Genomic DNA, 26,995 nt, shown 5'->3' with positions numbered 1-26,995 from the left:
GGCTATCCGGCATGACAGACTTCACAAGCTTTAAAGCACATATTCATAAACGCTTGTTTTTTACCGATGAAGAGTTTGAGGAATTTTGCCAAAGCTTTAAAGTTAGCAAGGTAAAAAAACGGCAGTTTATTGTACAGCCGGAGTTTGTTGCTAAATACAGGTATTACGTAGTAACAGGTAGTTTTCGCGCTTATGTAATAGGTGATGAGGGGCAGGAACACACCATACAGTTTGCCATTGACGATTGGTGGATATCTGACTATAACAGCTATATATTTCAGCAACCGGCATCAATGTTTGTTATGGCACTGGAAGACAGTGTGGTATTGCAAATTAGTTATGAGGCGGAACAACAGCTCAAAAAAAGTAAGCATGTTTATGAAACCCTTTTCCGCATACTGGCCGAAAACACAGCAGCGCACATGGCCCGAAGGGTGATCGTAAATTTAACCAAGACCGCCGAACAACGCTACGAACTCTTTTTAGAACGCTATCCATCCATTGTTAGCAAAGTGCCTCAATATGCTTTGGCCTCATTTTTAGGAATGACCACCGAATACCTTTCCAAGCTACGTAACAAGCGCGTTTCACGGGAAAGTTAATTTAGTTCAACTTTTTTTCTTAAACCAGTTCGCCCTTATTTCCTAAACCAGTTCATTGGTACAGAAGCCTCTCCTGTGGCACCTTTGTATTGTCCATTCAGGACAATTATTAAAGTAACATCACAACAATACAATGGCATCTCTCACACGAACCCAGGTATTTATTATGGCAGCTACCGCCGGTATAGCCGTAGCTAATGTTTATTACAGCCAGCCTATTTTACATGCAATTGCAATGCAATTTCATATCAGTACCGAAAAGGCGGGAAGTATTTCAGTTCTGTCTCAAATTGGGTATGGTATAGGCTTGTTCTTTCTAACACCGGTAGGTGATATGATAGAGCGTAAAAAACTGATCCTGTATTTGCAGGTCGGGTTGATCGTGTCTTTATTACTGGTAGCGTTTTCGCCAAACTTAATAACGTTATATGCCGGGAGCCTTCTTATAGGCATATTTTCAGTTGTTGCACAGGTGATATTGCCTATGGCAGCCAGCCTGGTTAAGGAGAATCGCGGCAAAATAGTAGGTCAGATATTTACCGGAATACTGGTAGGTATTTTAGTGGCCCGCGTGTTCAGCGGTTTTATTACCGGGTGGTTAGGCTGGCAATATGTATATCTTATTTCGGCGGCTATGGTATTGGGCACTGCTATACTCATGCAGGCCGATTTTCCTTCCATGCCCGAACGCTTTACCGGTACGTATGCCGGTTTGTTAAAATCTACGCTTGCACAACTGGGCAGGTTTCCGCTACTGCGCCGTACTGCCTTAACCGGCATGCTTGCCTTCGGAACGTTAAGTGCATTTTGGGTTACGTTAACCTTTTACCCTCAGCGACGCGCCCTTTCATTATCCAGCTTCGGGCATAGGTATGTTCGGTTTGCTTGCCGCGGCGGGCGCACTTATGGCGCCACTATTTGGCAAACTGGCCGATAAAGGCTCACCATCAAGGTCACTGCTGTTTTCTACAAGTTTAACCTTGCTAAGCATATGTATATTAAAGGTGTTTCCAGGCACTGTTTCGGCCATATGGATCACTGTTATTCTGTTAGATATTGGTGTGCAGGCTACCCAGGTTACCAATATTGCGGTAATATACACATTAGACCATTTGGCTAACAGCCGTATTAACACAGTTTACATGACCAGTTACTTTATAGGTGGTGCATTAGGGTCTTACCTGGCTATACAATTATATAACGCCGGTGGCTGGAGCTGGTCAACATCCTTTATGGCGCTTTTAGCAATTATGGCTATTGTAAATGTTGCTACCACTAAACCTATCTCTAAATAATTATAATCATGAAAATTATCATAATTGGTGGTTCTATTGGAGGACTGTGTGCAGCTATAGCACTTGCTGACGAGGGATTTGAAGTGGAAATTTATGAACGCTCGTTGGGCGACATGAAAGACAGGGGTGCAGGACTGGTGATACAGCCAGACATGATGGAATATTTGATGGAACGCGGTATTGCGCCAAAAGCAGTTTTCGGTGTACCGGCTACTCAAAGGCAGGTATTAGACAGTAATGGACACGCTGTACTTACTTACCCCAACGATACAATTTTTACTTCATGGAACTATATCTGGAAACAACTGAAGAATTTTTTTCCATCCTCTAAATACTTTTCGGGTTACGAGTTGGATAGCGTTGAAGAAGAACAGGGAAAGGTAACAGCCATTTTTAAAAATGGCGAAGTGAAAACTGCAGACCTGATAATTGGTGCCGATGGCTTTAACTCCGTTGTGAGAAATCACATCGCTCCTAACATCCATCCAAAGTATGCCGGTTATGTGGCGTACCGCGGATTGATCGCGGAACAGGATCTAACCAAAGAAGAGGTTGACTTTTTTGCCGATAAGTTTTCGATTTACCCGTATGCCGGCTCACACCTGCTTTGCTATCTGGTACCTGGGCCTAATGGCGAATTAAATAAGGGAAATCGTTTATATAACTGGGTGTGGTACCAAAATAAAACACCGTTAGAATTAGCGGAATTACTAACCGATAAAAATGGCCAAAAGCGCGAGTACACCGTTCCAGCCGGGTACCTCAGCAGCAAGAACAGACAAGAACTCAACACCCTGGCCGATCATGAACTGCCTGCTATATTAAGTAACCGTGTGCGTCAAACAATTAATCCTTTTGTACAGGTGATGTTAGATATGAAAACGCCGCAAATGTATAAAGGCCGTGTGGTTATATTGGGTGATGCCGCTTCTTTAGTCAGGCCGCATACCGCTTCCGGAACTGCCAAGGCATATAGGGATGCAATTACATTAGCCATGAGCTTGCAAGAAAATGAGGATCTTGAAACGGCTTTGCAAAAATGGAATGAACATCAAACCAGGCATGCTACCGCATTGGATATTCACGGAAAACAATTGGCTGCTCAAAGCGGGCTTGGTTTTAAATAAGCATCATTGTCAAAACGTTTAAGCAGCAGCACACACTAAACTAAAACCATCCTTTCGCCGGTAAAATTCAGGCATTCTTTTAATTGACTTCCGGATGCTTTTCATTTAGTGTAAACAAAAACGGCCTGCAAATTAATTGCAAGCCGTTTAAATTTTTGAAACCGTCAAATTTCTCCTTTTAGTAACTCACCTATCCTATTGTAAAGGCTGTGTACCTAAAAGTAAATATTCACATGGTATATTTTACGAGTTGTAATTGCCCTTTAAATCTTTTGCGGCTGCCTGGTCTACCAGCCACAACAGTTTACCGTTTTCGGGATTTAATAATTGCGCGGGGTAAAGTTCAGGATTATGCTCGCCTTCTAAAACCTCGTGCAATGCAGCTGCTTTGCTTTCTCCCAATAGCATAACCACAATATTTTGGGCCTTATTAATTAGTGGAGCGGTTAATGTTACTCTGAACATATCCTGCGAGGCAAGAAAATAAGCATATACCAGTTTGTCTTTTTCTTTTAAAACCGGTTCATATGGAAATAAGGAAGCTGTATGCCCTTCGCCACCCATGCCTAACAGCACGAGGTCGAAACTTAAAGCATCGCCTAAAACCTGCCTTACCTGCTGCTCATATTCCTGTGCAAATTCTTCGGGGCTTTTACCATCGGCCCACATATAAAAAATCTGGCTTTCAGGGATAGGAACATTGCTCAACAAAGTGCGGTGGGCCATTTTAGCGTTGCTTTTATCATCGGTTAGCGGTACCCAGCGCTCATCGCCCCAAAAAATAAAAGTATGCGCCCAGTCAACCTTATCCTTAAATGCAGGCGAGCTTAGGAGCGTGTACAATGCATCGGGCGATGTGCCTCCGGTTAATGCAACAGTAAACCGTCCACGTTCACTTACTGCCTTTTGGGCAATATCAATAAACAATTGCGCCGCAGTTGCACTTATTTCCTCTTTATTATCAAATACTTTAAGCATCATATTAATTCTCTTTGTTATCAGGTTACAGGATGCTTGTTTACCAACCAGGTATGCCCCTGACGGGCTATCAATGCTTCGGCACTCTCGGGACCCCATGAACCTGCCGTATAATTAGGGAAATCTAAAGATGGACGTGATTCCCATGCTTTTTGCACTGGTGTAATTACCTCCCAGGCTTGCTCAACCTGGTCGCTGCGCATAAACAAGGTAGCATCCCCCAGCATCGCATCCAATAACAGGGTTTCATAAGCTTCGGGTGATACTTTTCCGCAGGCACAATCGTACACCATTTCGGCCGAAGTCAGATCCATTTCAAGACCCGGGTCTTTTGCCATAAAACGCAAGCGTATATCCATTTGCGGTTGTATGTTAATGGTTAACTTATTAGGTGCCAAACTATCGGCCTGGGTGCTCTCAAAAGTGGAGTGTGGCACAGGGCGGAACTGAATGGTGATGGAGGATGTTTTTTCCTGCATACGCTTGCCCGTGCGAAGATAGAACGGCACATTTTGCCAGCGCCAGTTATCTAAATAAATCTTTAGTGCGGCAAAAGTTTCAGTGTTTGAGTGAGGGTTAACATCCTGTTCTTCGCGGTAGCCGGGCACTTTTTTACCCTGCATCCAGCCTTCGGCATATTGTCCGCGTACGGCATAATGGTGCACGTCTTCAGGTTGTATTTTCCTAACCGCTCTCAATGCATCAATTTTACGGTTACGTATCTCTTCGGCCTCAAATGATATGGGTGGCTCCATGGCAATCATACAAAGTAACTGCAGCAGGTGGTTCTGGATCATATCTTTTAAAGCACCTGCACTTTCATAATAGCCTCCCCTTTCTTCCACGCCAACCTGCTCGGCAACTGTTATTTGCACATTATCAATAAAGTTGCGGTTCCAAATAGGTTCAAACAGCGCATTGGCAAATCTAAATACCAATATATTCTGAACGGTATCTTTACCCAGGTAATGGTCAATGCGATATATCTGCTTTTCCTGGAAAACACTGGTTAGCAAATTATTAAGCTCAATGGCACTTTCTTTATCATGCCCGAAAGGTTTTTCTACTACCACCCTGTCCTTTTCGGCATCGGTAACCAAACCCGATGAGGAGAGATTACTGGCCACATCGCCAATAAAGCGGGGCGCAACCGACATGTAAAACAACCTGTTTGCACGGCCTCCCCATTGCTGGTCTATAGCGTCTAATTTGCCGGCCAGCTCGGTATATGAATTTTTATCGCCAATATCTGATACGAAATAAGTAACACTGTCTTTAAACTTACCCCATTGCTCATCTGTAGGTTTGGTTCTCGAAAACTCTTTCAAGCCATCGTGCAGCCTCTCGCGATATTCTTCATCATCGAGCTTGGTACGGCCTAAACCAACAATGGCAAATTGCTCGGGCATCCAACCATCATTAAACAGGTTATAAAATGCAGGTATTAATTTGCGCTTAGCTAAATCACCGGTGCCACCAAATATTACGATAATGGTGGGTGGTGTTTTTTTATTGTTTTTCATTCGGCTAAAATTTGTTGTGGATCATGATTTGATTAATCCCATTGGGTGTGAAATTTGCCTTCTTTATCGGTTCGCTCATAAGTATGAGCGCCAAAATAATCGCGCTGGGCTTGTATGATGTTTGTGGCCAAACGGGCACTGCGGTATGCATCAAAATATCCTAAGGCCGACATTAGTGCCGGTGCGGGAATACCTTTATCAACAGCAAATTTTACGCTGAAGCGGGCTCCTTCCTGTGTATTAACCAGCTTACCTGCAATTACATCGTCGAGCATCAGGTTTGGCAATTCCGGGTCTTTTAAGTAAGCCTGCATCAAATCTTCCAGTGTTGTGGAACGTATGATGCAACCACCACGCCATATTTTAGCAATATCAGCCAGTTTAAGTCCGTAGCCATATTCTTTAGATGCCAGTTGCAATTGCGCCATGCCTTGTGCATAAATGGTTAGCACGGCAAAATGATAGGCTTTTTTAATATGCTCTATTAAACCACCGTGGGCATCGGTATCATTTTCAGTGTTGTTCCAAACCAGTTTTTCGGCAGCTTTAACGCGTTCTTCTTTGTATTTAGATAAATCGCGCATGGCTACGGCGGTATCAATTACCGGTATAGCAGCCTGAATATCCATTGCATTTTGCGATGTCCACTTACCGGTACCTTTGGCACGAGCTACGTCCAGTATCATGTTTACCAGGCGATTGCCGGTTTCGTCATCAACCTTTTTAAGTACGATGCCGGTTATCTCCAACAAAAATGATTTGAGTTCGCCTTCATTCCATGATTCAAAAGTTTGCTGCAACTGGTCATCAGAATAGTTCAGCCCGCGTTTTAGCAAATCATACATTTCTGAAATGAGTTGCATAATACCATACTCGATACCGTTATGCACCATTTTTACATAATGCCCTGCCGAACCTGTACCCATATAAGTTACGCAAGGTTCGCCGTTAACTTTGGCAGCAATGGCTTCAAATACAGGTCTTAGTCTTTCATAGGCAGCCGGGTCGCCGCCGGGCATCATGCTCGGTCCAAAGCGTGCGCCTTCTTCACCGCCCGAAATACCCATACCAAAAAAGTGAATACCTTTTTCTTCCAGTTCTTTAAAGCGGCGTTCGGTATCGGTAAAATAAGAGTTTCCGCCATCAACAATAATATCACCCTTCTCTAAAAACGGGGTCAAACTGGCAATGGCACCATCAACCGGTTTGCCAGCAGGCACTAAAAGTAATATTGCGCGGGGCGATTTTAGTAAACCCACAAACTCATTTGCCGATGTTTTGCCTTGAACGTCTTGTTTATCGGTTGCTTCGGTGTGCAGGGCATTTACCTTATCCTGGTCAAGGTCTAAACCGGCCACTGCATAGCCATGATCGGCCATATTGAAAAGCAGGTTACGGCCCATTACGCCTAAACCTACTATACCAAATTCATATTGTTTCATAATAATGTGAGGATGTTTAAATTGATCTTTTGCTTAAAAGCCGTACGTTTTTAATTGTTGAATAGTGTTTGATAACGATGTATGCTGTATGGCTTTAATGCCTAAGCCCGAAGCAAGTTCGGTATAAACTTTTCTATCGTCAAGATAAAGTGCTTCATGAGGTTTAACTTGTGCCAAATTTAAAGCCAGATGGTACATACGAGGATCGGGCTTGCGCATGTGTACATAGCACGATGATACAAAAAAGTCGATAATAGTTTTAAGCCCGCATTTATTGATGCGATGTTCGTTTAACTCTTTGGGCTCGTTATTTACTGCCACTATGGGTAGCTTATATTTGGCTTTAAAATCCAGCATAAAATCGATGGTTTGCTGCAAAGGTTGCGATTGATCCATCATAAACGCTTTGAACTCGTCTGGCGTAAAAGATCGTTCCTCGTAAAAAACAACCAAACGCAGGTAATCATCCAAGGTCATGCGGCCCGACTCGTATGCATCAAAAACATTGCGATGCCGTTGATTTAGCTCAACAGCATCAATGTTAAAGTGAACAGCAGCTTTTTCTCGGGATGAGGTTTCCCAGCCATCTGTTAATAACACACCACCAATATCAAGCAATAGTACTTTAATGGGCTGTTCCATTTACTCTGCTTTTATTTGTTCGCGTTTATCAGAAATCACTTTCATCAGGCTTTCAAATGGCTTAATAAACTTTTGAATGCCTTCTTCTTCCAGCTTTTTGGTAATTGCGTTTAAATCGATGCCTAACTTGTTTTCGAGCAGATATAGTTCGTGGCGGGCTTCACCGATGCCATTCTCTAAACGATCAGCCGGAGAGCCGCTCTCACGGTAAATTTCAAGTGTTTCTTTCGGAACAGTGTTTACCGTATCCGGGCCAATTAATGCCTCAATATACATTAAGGGTGAATAATCTTTGTTTTTAACACCGGTGCTCGCCCACAATAAACGTTGCGGCTTTGCGCCTTTTGCCTCCAGTGCTTTAAAACGTTCTGAGCCAAATACTTCTTTATAAATGGCATACGCATCGCGGGCGCTGGCAATAGCTATTTTACCTTTTAGTTGCGAAGCTATAGTATGATCGTCGCCATTTTCGCTGATAATTTTATCAAGCAGTGGGTCAACTACGGTATCTATCCGGCTTAGAAAGAAACTCGCTACCGATGCCACATGATCAATTGCCTCGCCGCGGGCGGCACGTTGTTCAAGACCGTCAACATACGTTTCGGCTACGGCACGATATCGTTCCAGGCTAAACAGCAGGGTAACGTTTACATTTATGCCATCACTGATCAATTCTTTAATAGCTGGCAAACCCGGCTCTGTTCCCGGAATTTTGATCATTACGTTTTTGCGGTCCAGGGTTTTCCATGAGCTACGCGCTTCGTCAATTGAGCCCTGCGTATCAAGCGCAAGCGATGGTGATACTTCCAAACTCACATACCCATCAAGTGCATCGGTACTCTCGTAAACGCCTTTAAATAAATCGGCTGCGGTTTGTACGTCTTCTATGGCGATCTTCAGGAAAACCTCCTCGGCCGATAGGTTTTGCTGATTAAGCTCGGCTATGGTATCATCGTAGTCACTGCTGTGCGCTATCGCTTCTTCAAAAATTGCCGGGTTTGAGGTTACTCCTCTCAGGCCATCTTCGTCAATCAGTTTTTTAAGTTCGCCACCTTGGGTAAACGATCTTTTTATATAGTCGAGCCAAATGCTTTGGCCAAATTCGGGTATACGTGCTAATGGATTTTTCATGGTTTCAAATATTTATTTTCTATGGCAATAACTTTATCAAGGCGGCGCTGAAAACGCTCTCCGCCATCATATTTTGCTTTAAGGTATAATTCTACAATTTCCCAAATAAGGGCGGGGCCAATTACGCGGCCACCCAGGCAAATGAGGTTCATATCATCATGCTCAACACCCTGATGGGCTGAGTACCCATCGGTAATTAAAGCTGCCCTTACGCCGGGCATTTTATTGGCCGCTACCGATACGCCTACCCCACTGCCGCATACGGCTATACCCTTGTTTACCTCGCCTTTAGCAATGGCCTCGCCAAGCGGGACAACCACATCGGGGTAATCGTCGGCAGCGTCATATACAAAGGCACCGTAGTCTTTGGCATCATAGCCGGCTTGAGCAAGCTGATTTAACAATTGCTTTTTGGCTTCAAACCCGGCATGGTCGGCCACAATTCCTATTTTCATAAGTGTTATTTGTTTAGAAGTGCTTTAGCCTTTTTAAACCACATTTTCGGTTGTGAAACCAAAATGAGCCAACACAGCGTTACCCTCACCCGATTCGCCAAAGGTATCAATCCCAATCACATCGCCCTCGGCAGTAATGTATTTATACCAGGTTAAGGTTACACCTGCTTCAACAGCCAAACGCTTGTGCAGGGTTGGCGGTAATACTTCATCCTGGTATTGCTTATCCTGCTGGTTGAATATTTCGAAAGATGGCATGCTTACCACGCGGGCTTTAATACCCTCTGTGGCCAGTTGTTGTTGCGCTTCTAATATTAAATGCACTTCTGAGCCTGTTGCCATTAATATTACTTCAGGGTTACCGCCTTCGGCTTCGCTTAAAATATAGCCACCTTTCCATACGTTAGTAGCCGGGGCATATTTTTGCTGATCGATAACCGGAAGTTTCTGTCGCGACAAGATCAATGCTACCGGCCCTTTTAAACGGCTCATGGCAATTTTCCAGGCTTCATTAGTTTCATAAGCATCGGCAGGGCGTAGTACGGTTAAGTTTGGTGTTAAACGGAGTGACGATACCTGCTCAACGGGTTGGTGCGTAGGACCATCTTCGCCCAAACCAATGCTATCGTGCGTAAACACGTAAGTTACGGGAGCTTTGGTTAATGCCGCCAAACGAATTGAACCACGCATGTAATCAGAAAACGTAAGAAACGTACCGCCATAAACCCTGGTACCACCATACGATGCCATTCCGTTTAAAATGGCACCCATACCGTGTTCGCGCACGCCGAACCAAATGTTGCGGCCGCCGTAATTACCCGGCTGAAATCCGTCTGATCCATCTTTGCCCGGTGTTTCGGTTGAGCTGGCCAAATCGGCCGAACCACCCAATAGCCACGGAATATTTTTTCGCAAGGCCTCAAGTGCTTTACCTGATGCCTGGCGGGTTGCCAGCTGCTCATCTAACTTATAAACAGGCATATCTTTGTCCCAATCTTCGGGCAATTCACCATCCTGACTGGTTGCAAACAGTTGAGCCTCATCAGGGTATTTTTGTTTATAGGTATCAAAAGTGGCTTTCCATTCTTCGTGCAATTTTGTTCCCCGGTCAATTGCTCCCTGTAAATGCTCTTTCACGCCATCCGGAATGAAGAATGTTTTCTCCGGGTCCCAGCCAAAAAATTCTTTGGTTTTTTTGAGGTTATCTTCGCCCAATGCATTACCATGTACCTTGTTGGTACCCTGTTGCGGACTACCATAGCCAATAATGGTTTTTACCGATATAAGCGTGGGTTTTTCTTTTTCTTCCTGCGCTTCGCGGATAGCATTTTCAATACCTATTAAATCGTTACCATCTTCAACTGTTAGGGTTTGCCAACCGTATGATCTGAAACGTTCGGCCACGTTTTCGGTAAAGGCCAGGTTAGTAGGGCCATCTAACGATATTAAATTATCATCGTATAGATATATAAGTTTGCCCAGTTTAAGGTGTCCGGCAAGTGATGCGGCTTCGGCAGCCACGCCCTCCATCAAATCGCCATCACTTACAATACCATATATATAGTTGTCTGTAAGGTTTATACCGTCTTTGTTATATTTAGCAGCTAAAAAATCAGCAGCCATAGCCATACCTACACCATTGCCAAAGCCTTGTCCTAACGGACCAGTGGTAACTTCGATACCAGGTGTTAAGGTAGATTCGGGGTGCCCAGGAGTTTTAGAACCTAACTGGCGGAATTTTTTGATCTCATCTAAGGGCAGATCATACCCATATAAATGCAGCAGCGCATATAGCAGCGCCGAACCATGCCCGGCCGACAATACGAAACGGTCGCGGTTGGGCCATTGGGGTTCGGCAGGGTTAAATCTCAAAAACTTGCTCCATAATACGTAAGCCATTGGGGCAGCCCCTAAAGGTAAACCTGGGTGACCGGAGTTTGCCTTCTGCACCATATCGGTTGCTAAAAACCTGATGGTATTAATACTGAGCTGTTCAATGTCGGCGGATGCGTTGTTTGCCATAGTGATGTTTTAATTATATGAACAATTAAGCTAATTGTTGTACAAGGTACATCTTCATAACTATATTATGAGGGGGCTTGTTTCCCTCAACTGTCATTATAAAATCACATTGATATATCGGTTTTATAATTCCGCTAAAACCTGAAATTTACGATGCTCATTAATAAACATTCATCGTTGATCTTGATATACTCCATTCAGGGGCTTAAAAATGCCCAAAATAGTGCCATTAATGAGCAACGTTTCAAATCATGTCGGCTACCCATAACGGCAAGCAGCAAAATGAACATAAATGGCGATACCACAGCGGCATTTTTAATTTTTACAATAGTGACAAGTAACTCCCGCAAAGTTAACATCTGTCTTTGCCTTTATGGCAATATCAGCCTTTCTATTAGCGATCCGTATTTAATATTTATATGTATCTACCATGCTTACCATCCTAATTAAAGCTTCAAATTACCAGTTTTTTTCCCAAGAAAACTTTTCAAGTATTGAAGCTCCTGCTCACGAAATCTAAACTCCGACCACTAAATTATTAAAGATCGTTTTCAATTAGCGTGTATTTGAGTAGTCAATGATTTTATTCTTTCTGAACAATTCTACCTAATTGAATAACTAAAACCTGCTGCCTTAAATTTTTAAGGCTAATTAATGGGTTTGCTTCTAAAACTACCAGATCTGCCCGTTTTCCTACGGTTATTGTTCCTATTTGCTTTTCCATACCAATCGTTTCGGCGGCGTTGGTGGTAGCGGTGCGTAAAGCTTCGGCATTGGTAAATCCACAGCTATCGGCGTAATAAGTCAGTTCGTCCATTAATCTCGGATATGGTGCAGCAAGGTCCACTATCTGGTCGGTGCCGGCGGCAACTTTAACGCCTTTGTTGTGCATTCGTTTTAGCATTGGCAATACCCATTTTTCGCGCGGGTACGATACGCAGATGGTGGCGTCGAGTATGGCGTTATTTTGCTTCATTGCCCGGCAAAACTCATTAATATTTACTGCCAGTTTTATGCTGTCTTTATACCGCTGTGGTGTTTTGCGTAACCGGATGAGGGTATCGGTACTGTACGATTCGACCATGTAAATGTGCGATATAACCTCAACACCAGCGGCTGCAACCTCGTGCGGCTTGGCCGGGTACATCATGGCGTGGCCCCAAATTTTAAGTCCGTGTTTTTTTGCGGCCTTTACTATTTGTACTAAAAAATCTTTATCAAAACTATGATACAGCTTTAAGCCGGTTGCGCCACAGTCTTTTGCGGCCTGCATGGCCTTATCCAAATCATCGCCGGGGTTTACGCATTGCTCCCAGGCGGTGTAAGGTTCGCGGCGGGCACCTACCCCCCTGTCATAATACCACCTACCGGCCATAAATGCCGAGTAGTATACATCGGCAGCCTGTATTTTGCCTTCATTAACTTCTTTATGCATTTTTTGCAATACAGGGGCATTGCCAGCTGCATCACGCACGGTAGTTATGCCATGGCGTAAAAAATAATTGAGGTGCTTGTAGGTAGTTTCTTCATTAGGCTTGAACATAGCCGTAACGTGTGCATGTACATCAATTAAGCCGGGTATAACATATGCGTTTTGCATATCCATTATCTTACCAAGCGGTTTTACCGATTGGGTGTTACCAATTTTTGCAATTTTGCCATTTTTAATAACTATGGCCATTTGCGGTTTTACGGTACCGTTAACTACATCAACAAGGTTTACGTTTTGTAGGGTAAGCGTGCTATCATTATCTGCAGCGCCTGTACTGCTGCCTACACAAACATACAACAAACACAGCAACAGTAATTTAGCGTACATACTACGATTCAATTTCATGGTAATAACTTTATTTGTAACACAAAAAATAAAGGCACTCCCTCGCGGAATGCCTTTTTCTGATCTATTAACTCAAATGAAGAACTAAAACTCTTTTAATTTAAACCGGCACATTACTTATCGAAAAGCTTAGTAATAAAGCCCGACAATTGTTCGCCCCTGAGTTTGGTGGCGATTATTTGCCCGTTGGGGTCAATTATGCAATTAAAGGGCAGGCTTTTAATGCCATAAACATCGGCCACGCGGCCATTCATCGATTGTGCATCGTTCAGTTGTGTCCAAACCAGGCCGTCGGTTTTAACCGCCTGTTTCCATTGAGCACTGCCGGCATCCATTGATACGCTGAGGAAGGTCAATTTATCTGCTCCGAACTTTTTATACAGCTCAATCATAAGCGGATGCTCGTGGCGGCACGGTGCGCACCAGCTGGCCCAAAAATCGAGCAGGATGTACTTTCCTTTGTAATCGCTCAGTTTTACGGGCTTGCCGTTAATATCGGTAAGGGTAAAATCGGGGGCTTTGTGGCCCGGTGCTATTACTTTTTCGGCTTCAAAAAACTGTTTTATACGCCTGGCATATATGGTTTCTTTACCCTTGGCCGATAGCAGGCTGTAACAGGCTGCCGCGCGTACCCTATCGGGATTGGTTACATAGCTATCAGTTATGGCTAAAGCAGCCGCGGTTGAACTGCTATGCTGCTTTACAAAGCTTTGCACCAAACTATCATGACTTGCTTTGTATACTTTGTACGCTGTGGTGCCGGTATCGCGTATGGCGGCACCGCTTTGCTTCAACATGGCGCGGTATCGCCCCGAAATTGCATGAGCGCTGCTGTTAAAATGGTTATAAAGTGCATTCTCGCTACTATTGGTAATTGATGCGTTTACAAACTGCTCAACCTTGCCCTCAACTTTAATAGTGCTGTTTTCGGCAACAAAAATTTTGATTTGCTGGTTTGCCGAATTGCTTAGCGTACACACCACAGGTTCAGGAAAAGTTCCCGAGAGAGAAAAGGTGTTATTCTTTGTAGCAACAGAATCGGCAATTACTTTGTCGCCATACCTGTAGAAAAGTTTAAAAACTGTACCATCAGGTGCCGAAACACTACCTGTGATAAGGTAGCCGGGCTTAGTAAAGCCCAGCATACCTATCATTGTAAGTAGTAGTAGATTTAACAGCAGGATATTTTTACCTGTACTTTTCATAATTGCTGGTTAGTAATTAAGGCCCGGTATAGGCGTTTCGTTTAGTATCTTATCCAGCATTTGCTTTAAGTACTGCAGGTGAATGCGGCTGTCGGCATCTTTGGTACGGGCAATGGCGCTGCCAATATCGGTACGCAGTTCTTTCAGGTGTGCAAAGGCCAACGGTTTAACGTTTGAGTACAGCAAAACATCAGTTGGAGTAACGCTCGCCAAAATATTATCAAGCGAACCCTGTAGTGCAAAACGCTTATTATACATGGTAATAATGCTGCCTACATACATTTTTTGCAGGTTACGGCGATACTGGTCAATGGTTGCTCCTGATTTCAATTCAGTAAAAATTCCAGATTTAAGATCGTTCAACCATTGGCGCGGTGAATAAGCCCCTTTACCATAATCGCGCTCATTAACCATCATGCGGTACAAACGGCTTTGTGAGGTAACCGATGCCAAAATGCCGCTTTGCAATTTCTCAACCGCATTAAAATCGTAACCTGGCTCTATTTTATTTAATATTTGCTTATTTAATAACCATGTAGGCGTTTTAAATACTTGTTCGTTAAAGTACTTAATGGCTTGTTTTTGTTTAGCTAAACTAACTGGCTCATATACGGCTCCCTGTTGATCGTAAGTTTTAGGCGTTATTTTTACGCCGCCTAAGTTTTTCATAACATGGTAGGCATAGCGGTCAAACTGGCCAACAGCTTCCTTATACATATCCTGCAGATCGCTATAGTCTTCACCATCTTCGCGGGTCCAGTTTATAAGTTGCGGAACAATGCGTTTCAGGTTTTTAATGCCGTATAAGCTGGCTTTAATAGCATCATCGCTCAAATCTTCTGATTGCGAGCGCGGATCGTAATCGCGGCCCTCGCCACCAAACCACAAGCGTTTGTTGCGGGCAAGGCTGTCAATGGTAATACGGTTCAATATTTTCTTGTCAGCCTCGGCATCGGCAGTACCAAAAATTGGTTTGTAGCCCCACTGTATGGCCCATTTATCGTAATCGTTAATACGTGGGAACAGGCCTTTTTCGCTGATATTGTCTTCGGGCTGAGCCACGTAGTTAAAACGGGCATAATCCATTATTGATGGGGTATGGCCGTGTGCTTCAACCCAGGCTTTATCCCTTAGCTTTTCAACCGGCACGGTACTACTCGAGCCCATGTTGTGGCGCAAGCCCAACGTATGACCGATCTCGTGCGATGACACAAAGCGGATCAACTGGCCCATCAGTGCATCATCAAACTTATTTTTGCGGGCACGCGGGTCAACAGCACCACACTGAATCATGTACCAGCGGTGTACCAGGCTCATTACATTGTGGTACCAGCCAATGTGGCTTTCAATAATTTCGCCAGTACGAGGGTCGGCAATGTTAGGACCATAGGCATTTTGCTGCGGCGATGCAAAGTAGCGGATAACCGAAAAACGGGCATCGTCCAAACTCATGGTAGTATCGCTTTCAGGCCATTCTTTACCTACAATGGCATTTTTAAAACCGGCCTGCTCAAAAGCTTTTTGCCAATCGTTAACACCTAAAATTAGGTACTGACGCCATTTTTTAGGCGTAGCTGGATCTATGTAATAAACTATCTGTTTTTTAGGTTCAACCAGTTCGCCGCGTTTGAATTTTTCGATGTCTTCATCCTTTGGCTCCAATCTCCAGCGGTGAATAAATGTCTCTTTTTCTACCTTTTGCTGGTTATCGCTGTACTTGTTGTAAGCACCGGCAAAAAAGCCTACACGCGGGTCAAAATAACGCACACGCATTGGCTTTTCGGGTAATAGTACAAATGAACAGTTCATACCCAGGGTAACAGTACCCGCAAGGCTTGCAGCAGGTAAAGGTCCTCCCGGCCCTGTTGGCGGGGCGGCCATATATGTTCTGATGGATTTAATCTCGGTATTGATAGGAAAGCTTTTTACACTTTCGATGTATGATCTGTCGGCCAGTTGCATGCCTAAACTGTAAGCACGTTTTGCGCTGGCATCAAACGCCATTAAAGGGTTCTCGCCAATTAAAAACTCGGTAACATCAATAACCACTGCCGACGAATCTTTGCTTTTAGCTTTGATGGGGAATGCCGCCATGATAGGATCTAAATTAGAGCTGGCCACAGCCTTGGCTATCATATTGGTTGAATCGGCCACGCTTACCAGTGCCGATACCTTGAGGAACAATTTGTTATTAGGGCCATTTTCCCAAAATACCGTACGCTCGCCAACCTCTTCGCCGCCGTAGTTACCGGCGCCCGGGGTTGATTTGCTAAGGCGGGTTACTGCCAGTATCTCTTTTTTAAGTAAGCTGTTGGGTATCTCAAAAAAGTAGCGCTCATTAATTTTATGAACGGTAAACAACCCTTTTTGCGTTACCGCCTTAGCTGTAATGATTTCGCTGTAAGGCTTAAGCACATTACGCGCCGTATCAACCTTGGGTTTGGCCGCCGCCGTGGTAGCCGCTACCAGTTTAGCCTTCTTTTTTTTGAAGATACTGCACGAACCTGCCGAAACTACAAGCAAAGCAGTGGCTAAAACCAGGCTTTTTTGCCTGGCTTTAGTAGTAAATATGTTATTTTTCATGTTGCTGTTTAGTAACCCGGTGTTTGAGTTAAGTTGGGGTTGGTATCTAATGCGACCTGTGGTATAGGGAATAATTTAGATGTTGGCCTGTAAGTGCTCTTTAGGGCATTCAGCACCGCATCGGCCTGGCCGGTACGTCTTAAATTGTTCCAACGAAAAGCCTGTTCGCAAAAGAATTCTTTGCGATTCTCCAGTGCGATCTCATCAAGTAGCGCAGCTTGTACCGATGTATTGGTAGTAACAGCCCCTGCGCGTGTACGAATTGTGTTAAGGTCGCTAAGTGCACCTGCCAGATCTGTACCCAGCCGGGCCCGTGCCTCGGCGCGTATCAGGTATTGTTCTGCCAAACGCAATATGACCTGGTATTCGGTAACGCCCGCCGCTACGGCAAGCGCCTGGGTGCGGTATTTGTATTTGAACGGAACGCTATACGTAGCTCCATTTATAATGGCATCATTCATCCAGCGGGTACGGCGTAGATCTGTAGAAGCGAACAATTGGGTGAACTCAGGTCTTATACGGTAAAATATATTATCCTGCGTGTAAGAGGTAGGGATGAATGCGCCGGCCTCATTGGTATATTGAAAGGTAGGGTTAATTGGCGGCGGTAATTGCCAGATGCTTTCGGCGCTATTTTTTACAAATAGCGCAGTGCCTATATTGGCCTGCGGAGTAAGGCTATAGAGATTTGATGCGATAACCTCAGATGCATTTGATGCAGCTTCGGCATAGCGGCCCGTGAAAAGATATACCCTGGCCAGTAATGCGGCGGCAGTGAATCTGTTGACTCCTATACGGTCTTGCCCGGTAACAGCGTAATTGTCAAGCAGGTTAGCTTTTGCATCAGTAAGGTCGCGTATGATCTGCTGATAAACGTTGGCTGCTGTTTCTTTCGGTTGGTAAGCGGAAATGGTAGCATCTGTTGTTAATACAAGCGGTATATCACCAAAGATGTTCACCAGCGAAAAATAACAGTACGCCCTCATCAGTTTTGCTTCGGCCGTAAGCTGTCTGTTAGTCTGTGCTGAGATAGCCGTGTTGTTTTGCATGCCAATGATTATGGCATTGGCCTGGTATATGATATTGTACCAGGTATTAAACGGATCTGTTGATATGGTGCTCAGTACGGTGTAGCTGTTAGCTGCTAATTCCCGTGCCGATGTATTTGCCCCTAAATATACAACATCATCGGCCAAAAGAGTGTTGTTAACGGTAAGCGAAGTGTTTTGAGTTGCACTTTGCGAGAACGTATTGTACATGCCCGATAACGCTGCTCTTGCTGTTGCATCAGACTGGAAGACCAATGCGGCTGAGGTTTCGTTCAACGGTGGCTTTATCTCTATAAGTTTGGAGCAGCCCGTATTGCCCAAAATGGCAGCACCAAGGCATACAACTGTTAAATGTTTTATTTTCCTGATCATGATCTTTAATAATTAAAATGAACACTGAAGGCCTGCAACTATGGTTCTGAGCGGAGGAGTTGCTACCGATTGTGACTCTGGATCGAAGCCTTTGTAACCTGTAATGGTAAAAAGGTTTTGTCCCTGTACAAAGATCCTTAGGCTTTGCGCGCTGATCTTTTTTAGCCAATCGGCAGGTAAGCTGTATGACAAGCTTGCATTTTTCATGCGGATGAATGAAGCATCAACAACAGTTGCATCAGAAAAACTATAGTTCGAGTAGCCTGTATATGCTGCGCCAAAACTTGTAGTTGCTAATCTTTGGATCGAGCCAAGCGCAAGATATTGCTCTACCACATCTGCAGCGGCATTGGTCATGAAGCCGGGTGGGTTAAATGTTGAAGGCAAAAGATTACGTCCTTTTTGTTTCACGAATTGGAAGGTAAAGTCGAGATTAAAACGCTTGTAAGTAATAGAGTTGGTTAAACCACCATAAAACTTAGGGTAAGGCGTGCCAAGATAATAGCGGTCACCACGTCCTATCGCCACCAAACCGTTCGATATACGTCCATCGTTATTTAGGTCATTAAATGCCGGCAAACCGGTATTAGGGTCCATACCCCTGTATTGGTAGTAATAATATGAACTAATCGGGTTGCCTATTATATACTGAGTATAGTATGAAGTTCTTTCTATCCCAGGGAAGGAGATAAGTTTGTTGTGATTTTGCGTGATGTTAAATGATGTTATCCAGGTAATATCCTTGCTTTGTATGTTGGTACTGCGCAGGTTAAGTTCTAAACCTGAGTTTTGAACTTTGGCCCCTAAGTTACTTTGGTAAGCGGTAAACCCCGCCTGAGCGCTTATCGGATAATTTATAAGCTGATTGCCGGTACGGCTACGGTAGTACGATGCTATCAATGATAAACGATCTTTCAAAAAACCTAATTCAAGTCCTATCTCAAGTTTATGGGTCGATTCCCATTGAAAGTTAGCGTTGGCCAAACGTACCGGTGTCAAAGCCGAAATGTTATTATAAGTAGCTGAGCTGGCAAAGTAATTATCAAGGTATGCGTAATTACCTATCTGATCGCTGCCTATAATACCGTAGCTTCCTCTCAGTTTACCGAAACTTAGCCATTTTTGCGTATTCTTTACAAAGTCTTCTTCTGAGAATACCCAAGCACCTGCAGCCGATCCAAAATTGCCGAACCTCTTATTAGGGCCAAAACGTGACGAGCCATCTCGACGGAAGGTGAAGTTAGCGATGTACTTGTTTTGCACATTATAGGTAGCACGGCCAAATACCGAGGTATACTTATAATCAACGGACGATGTAGTTAAGTTACGTGTGGATGCTGCCGACAAGTTATCTATGAACGCATCAGATGCAAAACCGGTAGCTGTTATATTGTATGGCATTTTCGATTGTGTGAATTGCCATGTACCACCGGCTAACACATCAAGTGTCCCTTTCCATATATTGCTTTTGTAAGTTAGCTGAGGCTCTATAATATAGGTATTGGTATAGTTGTATGCTGATTGAACAGAGCCTGACGTTGGTGCCGGTGCATTGAAAGGTGGTGTAGGGTTCAATGATGATAACGGCCTTTTTGCATATTGCTCCATGTCTGATTTAGAATAACCAAAGGTCGATTTAAGGTCTAAGCCTTTTGCCAAAGTGTATTTAAGCGCCAGGCTGCTTAATAAGTTACTGGTCTTGTTATCATTGGTTTGATAAAGATAACCTAAGGGATTGTTCAACGCCGGTGTCCAAAACAAGCTGCCATCGGGGTTGTACAACTGGTAATTGGGCGGAAGGGTATAAGCAAAACTTGTAAGTTCGGTAGTGCTGATGTTGTTCTTATCGGCCGAGTATATTGTTGAGAAAGCTAAGTTGAAACGCTGGTCGGAGGATGAATGGTTAAGGCTGAAATTTGCGCCACCACGATAATAACCCTGTTCACCGGGATATATATTGCCTTCTTTGTGAAATGTGCCGCTTAGGTAAAAGTTAGTATTCCTCTCGCCACCCGAAACGTTAACGTTGGCATCATAGGTACGTGCTGTTTTACCTAAAAGCGTTCTCTGAAAATCATTATCAACGTTTTGGTTCCAAACTAAAAGGTCAGGAGCATTGGCCACAGTAGGGGTAATGTTATCATTGATGAATGCCTGCCTGCGTATGGCCAGGTAACGTTGTGTGCTTAACATGTCAACAAAGTGTGCCACCTTAGAAGCGCCTGTAGATATATTTACGCCGAGTGTGGTTTTGCCGCTTTTACCTTTTTTGGTAGTGATCAACACAACGCCATTAGCGCCGCGCGAACCATAGATCGCAGTTGCATCGGCATCTTTCAGTATATCAATGCTCTCAATGTCACTCGGGTTTATAGAGTTCATGGGGCTTGTTGCACCTTCTGCAGATGGCAGTGTACCGCCCGTGGTTTGCGCATTGATAGGTGTTGATAAGAAAGGTACACCATCAATAATGTAAAGTGGTAAATTCCTGGCAGCGTTTGCCGGAGCCGGATTCAGCGAGTTAACACCACGTATCTGCACGTTTATGCCCGCACCCGGTAAGCCGTTGGTTTGGGTAATAAATACACCCGGTAATTGGCCCTGTAATGCTTGTAACACGTTGGTAACAGGTTGCTTTTGTATATCCTTGGCAGTAATACCGACCTGCGAGCCAGTACTCGTGCGACGGGTGGTGGTACCGTAACCAATAACAAGCACCTCATCAAGCTTACCCGGGTCGGGCTGCATTTTAAGGTTGATAGTTGCAGTAGCGCTAACCTTGGTTTCAACAGTTTTATAACCAACAAACGAAAATTCTAATACAGAGTTAGGCGCCGAAACGCCGATGGCGTACCTACCCTTTTCACTGGTTATAACTGCCTGCGAGCCATTTTTAACCTTAACAGTTACGCCGGGTAGCGGTTCGTTATTCTCATCGGTAACGGTGCCATCAACCACAAAACCAGCCATTGCTACTTGCTGTTCGGGCTCGGCAGTAACCGTGGGCACCTCAACTGTTGCCTTTCTGTTAGCCGGTTTTTGTTTAAGTACGATGAACTGATCATTAATTACCTCATATGAAAGTTCGGATGAGGAAAGCACTTCGTCTAAAGCATCGCGCAGGCGGGTGTTGGTAACCGCTATGCTTACGTTGGCAGCCTTTTTCCAGATAGCATTGTTATAAACCAATCTTACTTCAGCTTTGGCGGCTATTTTCTTTAAAGCGGCTTCGAGGTTTTGGTTATTTAGGGCAATACTAATGCGGCGCTCCAAAATTTCCTGCGCTTTTAAGGGCGAAGAGAAACTTACCTGGAACGTAAGCGCAATCAATAGTATGTGCAAAAGCGAAAGCTTCATTAACCGTATTAAAAAGGGGGAAACATTTGCAACCGGCGTTCCTACTGCGCTGGAGTTACTGTACGACCCTATTTTTAGAGCATAGGATGGCCATTTGAACAATTTCTTGTACATTTGTTTGGGTTTAGTAGTAAATTAATCAGAGAGTTGCTTCTAAAGCTATTTTGGGCAGGCGTGTTGGTAGCACTCCTGCTTTTTTTATGCGGGTATAGTTCAGTTCATCAGTTACAGCCTCCTCCTGTAATGGTAATTATGTTTTTGTTCACTGTATACTCGGCGCCAATAGCGGCGCAAATTACTTTAAGCGTGTTTTGGAGCGATTGATCGGTTACATTGGCCGATACGCGGCACTGTTGGTAGCTCGCCGCAACGGTATTTATGGTAACATCAAACTTCTCTTCTATCCTGCGCTTAATTTCATCAAAACCTGTTTCTTCAAAATTCATCGGGTATTGCGTCCCCGATACCACTGCATCCTTATGGTCAAGTGTTGATACAACTACCCGGGGCAGTGCCACCATACTCAGCATTTCAAACTCTTTGCCGGGCATAACCAATACCGGTTTTTGCATAGCCTTATTTACAGTAGAGCTTACCTGTACCTTACCTGTTAATACGGTAAGTTTAAATGCGCCTGTGTTATTTGAGCTGATATTGAAGCTGGTGCCTAACACACGCGTTACGTAATTACCGGTGCTAATAATAAAAGGATGGCGGCGGTCTTTACTTACCTCAAACAGGGCTTCGCCGTGCAGTGTTACGTTGCGGGTGCTATCGCTAAACTGCTCGGGGTAATCTAAACTACTGTTACCCTTTAACCAAACCAATGAATGATCGGGCAGCATTACTTTGCGTACATGGCCGGGTGCATTGCTAACGGTATATTGCTCAATTGGGTCGGCTTGCTGCAGCTTAACTACCGCTATACCCGCCGTTGCAACAATAAGTACCGCAGCGGCAATTTTTGCCCATACCGGGTACAGTTTTTTAACAGGCTTTATCTCTTTACTTATATTATTGTACAGCCGGTGTTTAAGTTCCTCGCGGCTTTCATTATTTAAAAACCATTCGGGTTTAGGTTGGGGGTGTTGTGCATACCATTGTTCCAAGAGTTCTGCTTCGGCACCGCTAATGGTACCCTGCATAAACTTTTGGGTGATTTTTTTGATATAATGAGGTTGTATGTCGGGCATTTATTTTGCTTTTCAACTATATAGTGTAAAAAGCAAGGCACACCCCTTAGTGCAGTTTAAGTTTTTTTTAAGAAAATATTAAATTTAAAGTCTAATGTAGAGAATTAGAACAACCAAAGCTGGTTTATACCTGATTTTATTACTTTTAACGCCTTAGTTATATGAGCTTCTACCGTTTTTGTCGAAATATTTAACTCTTCGGCTATATCCTTTACACTTTTTCCATCTTCACGGCTCATTCTAAAAACCAATTCGCATTTTTCGGGCAATTGCGACACTAAAAGTTCTAATTTATCACGCACATCGTTAAATGTTAACCATTCGCGCGTACTGTCGTCAATAAAATCATCTGTTTCGAGCGAATCAATAGAAACCTGGTTGTTTTTTTTGCGCTGGGCAATGGCCGCATAAATTGAGTAGCGTAATGCAGCCGATATGTAAGTACGGAAAGTATATTTAAGCTGGGTTACCGCACGGTTACGCCAAATATCGAGGAATATTTGCTGTACAACCTCTTCGGCCTCGGTTTGAGATTGTAATTTATAAAATGCGGTTTCGAGCAAACGATCCCAATAACGTTCAAATAAATTGTTGAATGCCCGCTCATCATCCTCCTTTAACCACAAAAATAGATCTTCATCCGTCGCCTCTTTGTAACCGCGCATCCTTATCAGCTAATAATAATTCACTAATTTATAACAATTCAGTTACAGTTGAAATAAGTTATTTTAAATCATTGTTATATGACCTTCTGTAGAATAAGGGATACGGGATTGCTACAAACCACTTAAATTGCCCAAAGCCAAACAAAATTTTCAAATACTTAGCATCGCCTTAGCAGCCATTACCCTGGTAACGGCATGCAAACAAAAGCATCAGGAGGCTGATATAGCAACTGTAGCAACAGCGCTTATCTCAACGAGCAGTAGACTATAAAGATCATTAAATAAGGCAGTCAGGAAAATCACAAATTTCGCCGTTAAACAATTATCAGTTCACCCTGATCAACTTTCTTTTTGGTTGCCGTAGTTGGCTTGCTTACGCTGTTTACCATGCCGCGTTCCGAAGACCCTACAACGCATCCCCCACAAACATCATCCTATTTCAAACCCACCTGGAAATGATTGAAATTCGAGACAGAAGCATCGAGGTAGCAAAAAGTTGATCATACTATTCCAATAAAAAAACCTCACTGGTATTACCCAGTGAGGTTTTTTTTATTAAGCAAATGTTTTAATGTTCAATTATGCATAAACAACGCTGAGTGTAATTGGCACATTTAACGCCTTAGAAATAATGCAATGTGTTTTTGCGCCTTCTGCAATTTCATTAAATGTGGCCTCATCAACTCCATAGATCATACTGGCTCTTAGATCCAAATGAATGCCCGTGATGCTTAATGCCTGCATATCAAGATCAACGGTAGCTGTGGTAAATATATCTCCGGCAGTAATGTTATGATGTGCGAGTGTAGCGCTTAGTGCCATTGAAAAGCATCCCGCATGTGCCGCGGCAATCAATTCTTCAGGATTAGTTCCTACGCCATCAGCAAAGCGCGTTTTAAATGAATATTGAGTTTCGTTAAGCACAGTGCTTTGAGTGCTGATTGTCCCTTTTCCTTCTTGTAAAGTGCCATTCCAATAGGCTTTTGCAATACGTTTCATAATTTTTGGATTTTATGAGTTAAAAATTTTTGATCTGTTATTAAATGAGTTACTATTTTCTTTCAGCGATGAGTATATCGGCCAGTTTACCAGGCATGGAAATGAAAGGAGTGTGGCTGCTTTGCAGGGTATATACTTTGGCCACTTTACCAGCTTTTACCATATACTGCTGTGCAGGGTAGCTGATGGCATTGTCGTTAACGGTATGGATGTACATCTTTTTAACGCTGCCGAAGTTGGTTTCGGTTAGGTGTACCGGAGTGGCCAGCGGCGCAAGGGGTTCTGGTTTAAGGTTAGCGGCAATATATTGCTGAACCTGTAGTGGTGCGTCAGCAGCGAAAATATCAGCTGCGGCATCCTTTGCAATGATGGCTGCGCCGTGCTGCTGATCGATGGTAAGAGATTTGCCAATGTGGGATGCCGGATCACCTTTAGCCAGTGAAAGCAAACTGTCGCCATCATGCGGCAAAGCTGCTGCAAGGTAGATCAGTTCTTTGATCTGTGTGGGTTCGTCTTCGGCTACCTGGCTAATTACCAGTCCGGCGAAGCTGTGGCCTACCAAGACAACGTTATTGCGTGAGCCGATGGCAGCCTTTACCTGGTCAACATAAGTTTGAAAGGTGATACCGGCAAACGAGGTGGTATCTTTTCCATGACCGGCGAGGTTAACATTGATCACCTCGTAGCCTTTGGCTTTTAGTAGCGGGGTAACAGCATCCCATGATGATGCGTCAGACCAGGCTCCGTGAACAAGTACGATGGTTTTTGAGTTGTTGTTGTTTGAGTGTTGTGCTTTAGCAGTAAAACCTAATACGCTCAAAGCCAGAATAATGATTGAAGATTTCATGTTTGTTAGTGCCTAATTGTTTAAGACATCACAAACATCCGACTATCCACCCGAGATAATTTTAACCCAGGTTAAAATCGAATTAAACGGATGAAAATTTATTTGAGATAGAATTTAGTATATCGAACAGTATTAAAAGACGACAATGCTACTTGCTAACCATCCTTTTGCGTATGCGGCTCAAAGATGGCCCCTGAATACCCAGATACGAAGCAATATGATACAGCGGCACCGAATTAAAGATATTTGGATGCTTATCCATCATCTCACGATAACGATCTTCGGGCGTCTTAAATAAAAATCCTTCGGTATTGATCATAACTTCATGAAAAGCCGTTTCAGCAACAATTCTTCCGAAGCGTTCCCAAGGGTGTGATTTGCCATAGAGTTCATTCAGGTGATCTATGTGTATATATAATATAAGCGAATCGACCATTGCTTCAGTATAATAATCGCAAGCCGTTTGCGCTAAAAAGCTCTTATAAGATGCTACAAACTGATGATCGGTAAAAAACAACATGTTCTTCTCTTCACCCGTGTCGTTGTTTACTCTATAAATTCTAAAAACGCCATTAATTACAAAGCCGAGGTGTTTGCATACGTTTTTATATTCGTTGTAAAACTCGCCTTTTTTGTAATGCTTCAATTTCCAGTACGGCAACGACAGGTCAAAAGCTTCGGCTTTCATTCCGGCCGATCCCAATACTGTTCTAAGTAATTCAATTTCAGTTTTGCTTTCTGACATACAATAAAAAAAATCAAATTAACTAAAATCAAATAATAATCCAGTAAGCTAACTGCTGCTTCTTATTATCAAGAATAACATTAATTTCTATTTATGCCTATATGTGTTTAACAGACTATTCACTATTTTTCGATTTTTAACCTGGGTTAAAGTTATTGCAGCAGCATAGGACGATGTTTGTGATGTCCTAAACAATTAGGCCATCGAGATCATCAAAAAATTTACATTATTCGTATTACTTGTAGCCAGTGCTACTTAACGCTTACAGAGATAAAGTGCTTAGTGCCATGTCGGGCATAAATGGCAAAGTAATGCTTGTGGGGCATAGGCTTGGTGGCATGGTCATATCCGCGGTGGCTGAGAAGACCCCATCAAAAATTGAAAAACTCGTTTTTCTTGCGGCTTATTTAACTAACTCCGGGCAATCATTATTCGGCCTTGCTTCGCATAATCCAGATTCTCAGCTGGGTAAAGATGAGAATCTTATCATGAATAATGGCGACTTAACCGTTGATGTGAAACGAGCACAAATCATAAATATCTTCATTCCAGATGGCTCAACACAAATTCAGGGTATGGTATTGAAAAATTACCGTGCCGAGCCTGGAATACCAATACAAGATACTGTGGCTTTAACATCCTCAAATTCTGGTTCCGTTGAAAAAGTATACATCAAGACCTTACAAGATATTATTCATGAAAAATTCCCAGCTCAAAATATCACACATTACTGTTTGGGTAAACTCGATAACATTAGGTCTGTTATCGTCGGTACCACAACTGGCATCGCACCAGTTTAACCTGGCGAAGCAGTGGTTAATGCTGGCCTAACCGGCTCGTTTGCTGTGTTCATGTGGTATTTTAATCACATTGTGCCCGGTACACATGCACTAACAATTAGTTATTTTTATAATAATATATTGAAC

At 43.4% G+C, this 26,995-nt stretch carries 22 protein-coding genes; 5 read left to right on the top strand and 17 right to left on the bottom strand.

The annotated features are described in order from the left end of the window. The first annotated feature begins 11 nt into the window (after positions 1-11). From QE417_RS21980 to QE417_RS21965, 4 genes are all read left to right on the top strand, one after another. Positions 12-602 (top strand): Crp/Fnr family transcriptional regulator, encoded by a 591-nt coding sequence (locus tag QE417_RS21980; protein WP_311953811.1) that lies wholly within the window; start codon positions 12-14, stop codon positions 600-602. Positions 603-735: 133 nt separating this feature from the next. Then, positions 736-1,539, top strand: a complete 804-nt coding sequence (locus QE417_RS21975) for an MFS transporter (protein WP_311953808.1) — start codon at positions 736-738, stop codon at positions 1,537-1,539. Next, positions 1,508-1,897, top strand: a complete 390-nt coding sequence (locus QE417_RS21970; protein ID WP_311953805.1) for an MFS transporter — start codon at positions 1,508-1,510, stop codon at positions 1,895-1,897. Before QE417_RS21975 ends, QE417_RS21970 begins: the two co-directional genes overlap by 32 nt. Positions 1,898-1,905: 8 nt before the next feature. Continuing rightward, positions 1,906-3,024: an FAD binding domain-containing protein gene (locus tag QE417_RS21965; RefSeq protein ID WP_311953802.1), complete on the top strand. Its 1,119-nt coding sequence runs from the start codon at positions 1,906-1,908 to the stop codon at positions 3,022-3,024. A 243-nt stretch (positions 3,025-3,267) separates the two neighbouring features. Here the strand turns inward: QE417_RS21965 and pgl are convergent, their stop codons facing one another. The 17 genes from pgl to QE417_RS21880 all read right to left on the bottom strand — a co-directional run bounded on the left by pgl (position 3,268) and on the right by QE417_RS21880 (position 26,069). Next, positions 3,268-4,005, bottom strand: coding sequence for a 6-phosphogluconolactonase (gene pgl, locus QE417_RS21960; RefSeq protein ID WP_311953799.1), 738 nt, complete (start codon positions 4,003-4,005; stop codon positions 3,268-3,270). 17 nt (positions 4,006-4,022) lie between these two features. Further along, positions 4,023-5,525 carry a glucose-6-phosphate dehydrogenase gene (gene zwf / locus QE417_RS21955; RefSeq protein ID WP_311953796.1) on the bottom strand — a complete coding sequence of 501 codons (1,503 nt, stop codon included), beginning with the start codon at positions 5,523-5,525 and terminating at the stop codon, positions 4,023-4,025. A 32-nt stretch (positions 5,526-5,557) separates the two neighbouring features. After that, the gene (gene gndA / locus QE417_RS21950; RefSeq protein ID WP_311953794.1) at positions 5,558-6,967 is read right to left on the bottom strand and encodes an NADP-dependent phosphogluconate dehydrogenase; all 1,410 of its coding nucleotides are present in this window, start codon (positions 6,965-6,967) and stop codon (positions 5,558-5,560) included. 33 nt (positions 6,968-7,000) lie between these two features. Next, on the bottom strand, positions 7,001-7,609 hold the full coding sequence (locus tag QE417_RS21945; RefSeq protein ID WP_311953791.1) for an HAD-IA family hydrolase: 609 nt from the start codon (positions 7,607-7,609) through the stop codon (positions 7,001-7,003). Then, positions 7,610-8,740: a transaldolase gene (gene tal / locus QE417_RS21940; RefSeq protein ID WP_311953788.1), complete on the bottom strand. Its 1,131-nt coding sequence runs from the start codon at positions 8,738-8,740 to the stop codon at positions 7,610-7,612. Then, positions 8,737-9,195, bottom strand: coding sequence for an RpiB/LacA/LacB family sugar-phosphate isomerase (locus QE417_RS21935; RefSeq protein WP_311953785.1), 459 nt, complete (start codon positions 9,193-9,195; stop codon positions 8,737-8,739). Before QE417_RS21935 ends, tal begins: the two co-directional genes overlap by 4 nt. 33 nt (positions 9,196-9,228) lie before the next feature. Then, positions 9,229-11,217 (bottom strand): transketolase, encoded by a 1,989-nt coding sequence (gene tkt / locus QE417_RS21930; RefSeq protein WP_311953783.1) that lies wholly within the window; start codon positions 11,215-11,217, stop codon positions 9,229-9,231. Positions 11,218-11,800: 583 nt separating this feature from the next. After that, complete coding sequence (locus QE417_RS21925) at positions 11,801-13,054, bottom strand: amidohydrolase family protein (protein WP_311953780.1); 1,254 nt, start codon at positions 13,052-13,054, stop codon at positions 11,801-11,803. 113 nt (positions 13,055-13,167) lie between these two features. Continuing rightward, positions 13,168-14,259, bottom strand: a complete 1,092-nt coding sequence (locus tag QE417_RS21920; protein ID WP_311953778.1) for a TlpA disulfide reductase family protein — start codon at positions 14,257-14,259, stop codon at positions 13,168-13,170. Positions 14,260-14,268: 9 nt separating this feature from the next. Then, the gene (locus tag QE417_RS21915; RefSeq protein WP_311953776.1) at positions 14,269-16,842 is read right to left on the bottom strand and encodes a zinc-dependent metalloprotease; all 2,574 of its coding nucleotides are present in this window, start codon (positions 16,840-16,842) and stop codon (positions 14,269-14,271) included. An 8-nt stretch (positions 16,843-16,850) separates the two neighbouring features. After that, entirely contained in the window at positions 16,851-18,263 is a 1,413-nt protein-coding gene (locus tag QE417_RS21910) for a RagB/SusD family nutrient uptake outer membrane protein (RefSeq protein ID WP_311953774.1), read from the bottom strand. 12 nt (positions 18,264-18,275) lie between these two features. Further along, positions 18,276-21,620, bottom strand: coding sequence for a TonB-dependent receptor (locus tag QE417_RS21905; RefSeq protein WP_311953773.1), 3,345 nt, complete (start codon positions 21,618-21,620; stop codon positions 18,276-18,278). A gap of 221 nt (positions 21,621-21,841) precedes the next feature. After that, positions 21,842-22,813, bottom strand: a complete 972-nt coding sequence (locus QE417_RS21900; protein WP_311953769.1) for a FecR family protein — start codon at positions 22,811-22,813, stop codon at positions 21,842-21,844. Between the two features lie 104 nt (positions 22,814-22,917). After that, positions 22,918-23,478: an RNA polymerase sigma factor gene (locus QE417_RS21895; RefSeq protein ID WP_311953767.1), complete on the bottom strand. Its 561-nt coding sequence runs from the start codon at positions 23,476-23,478 to the stop codon at positions 22,918-22,920. A 579-nt stretch (positions 23,479-24,057) separates the two neighbouring features. Further along, positions 24,058-24,477, bottom strand: a complete 420-nt coding sequence (locus QE417_RS21890) for an OsmC family protein (RefSeq protein WP_311953764.1) — start codon at positions 24,475-24,477, stop codon at positions 24,058-24,060. A 52-nt stretch (positions 24,478-24,529) separates the two neighbouring features. Continuing rightward, positions 24,530-25,324 (bottom strand): alpha/beta fold hydrolase, encoded by a 795-nt coding sequence (locus tag QE417_RS21885; protein ID WP_311953762.1) that lies wholly within the window; start codon positions 25,322-25,324, stop codon positions 24,530-24,532. A 148-nt stretch (positions 25,325-25,472) separates the two neighbouring features. Further along, on the bottom strand, positions 25,473-26,069 hold the full coding sequence (locus QE417_RS21880; RefSeq protein ID WP_311953760.1) for a Crp/Fnr family transcriptional regulator: 597 nt from the start codon (positions 26,067-26,069) through the stop codon (positions 25,473-25,475). Positions 26,070-26,317: 248 nt separating this feature from the next. On the opposite strand from QE417_RS21880, the gene QE417_RS21875 reads away from it, so the two are divergent. Further along, entirely contained in the window at positions 26,318-26,869 is a 552-nt protein-coding gene (locus QE417_RS21875) for a hypothetical protein (RefSeq protein ID WP_311953758.1), read from the top strand. The last annotated feature ends 126 nt before the right edge of the window (positions 26,870-26,995 follow it).

This window comes from Mucilaginibacter terrae, from assembly GCF_031951985.1.
Classification (GTDB): Bacteria; Bacteroidota; Bacteroidia; order Sphingobacteriales; family Sphingobacteriaceae; genus Mucilaginibacter; species Mucilaginibacter terrae_A.
Note: the sequence above shows the minus strand (reverse complement) of the source record. Positions and strands in the feature narration are given on the sequence as shown.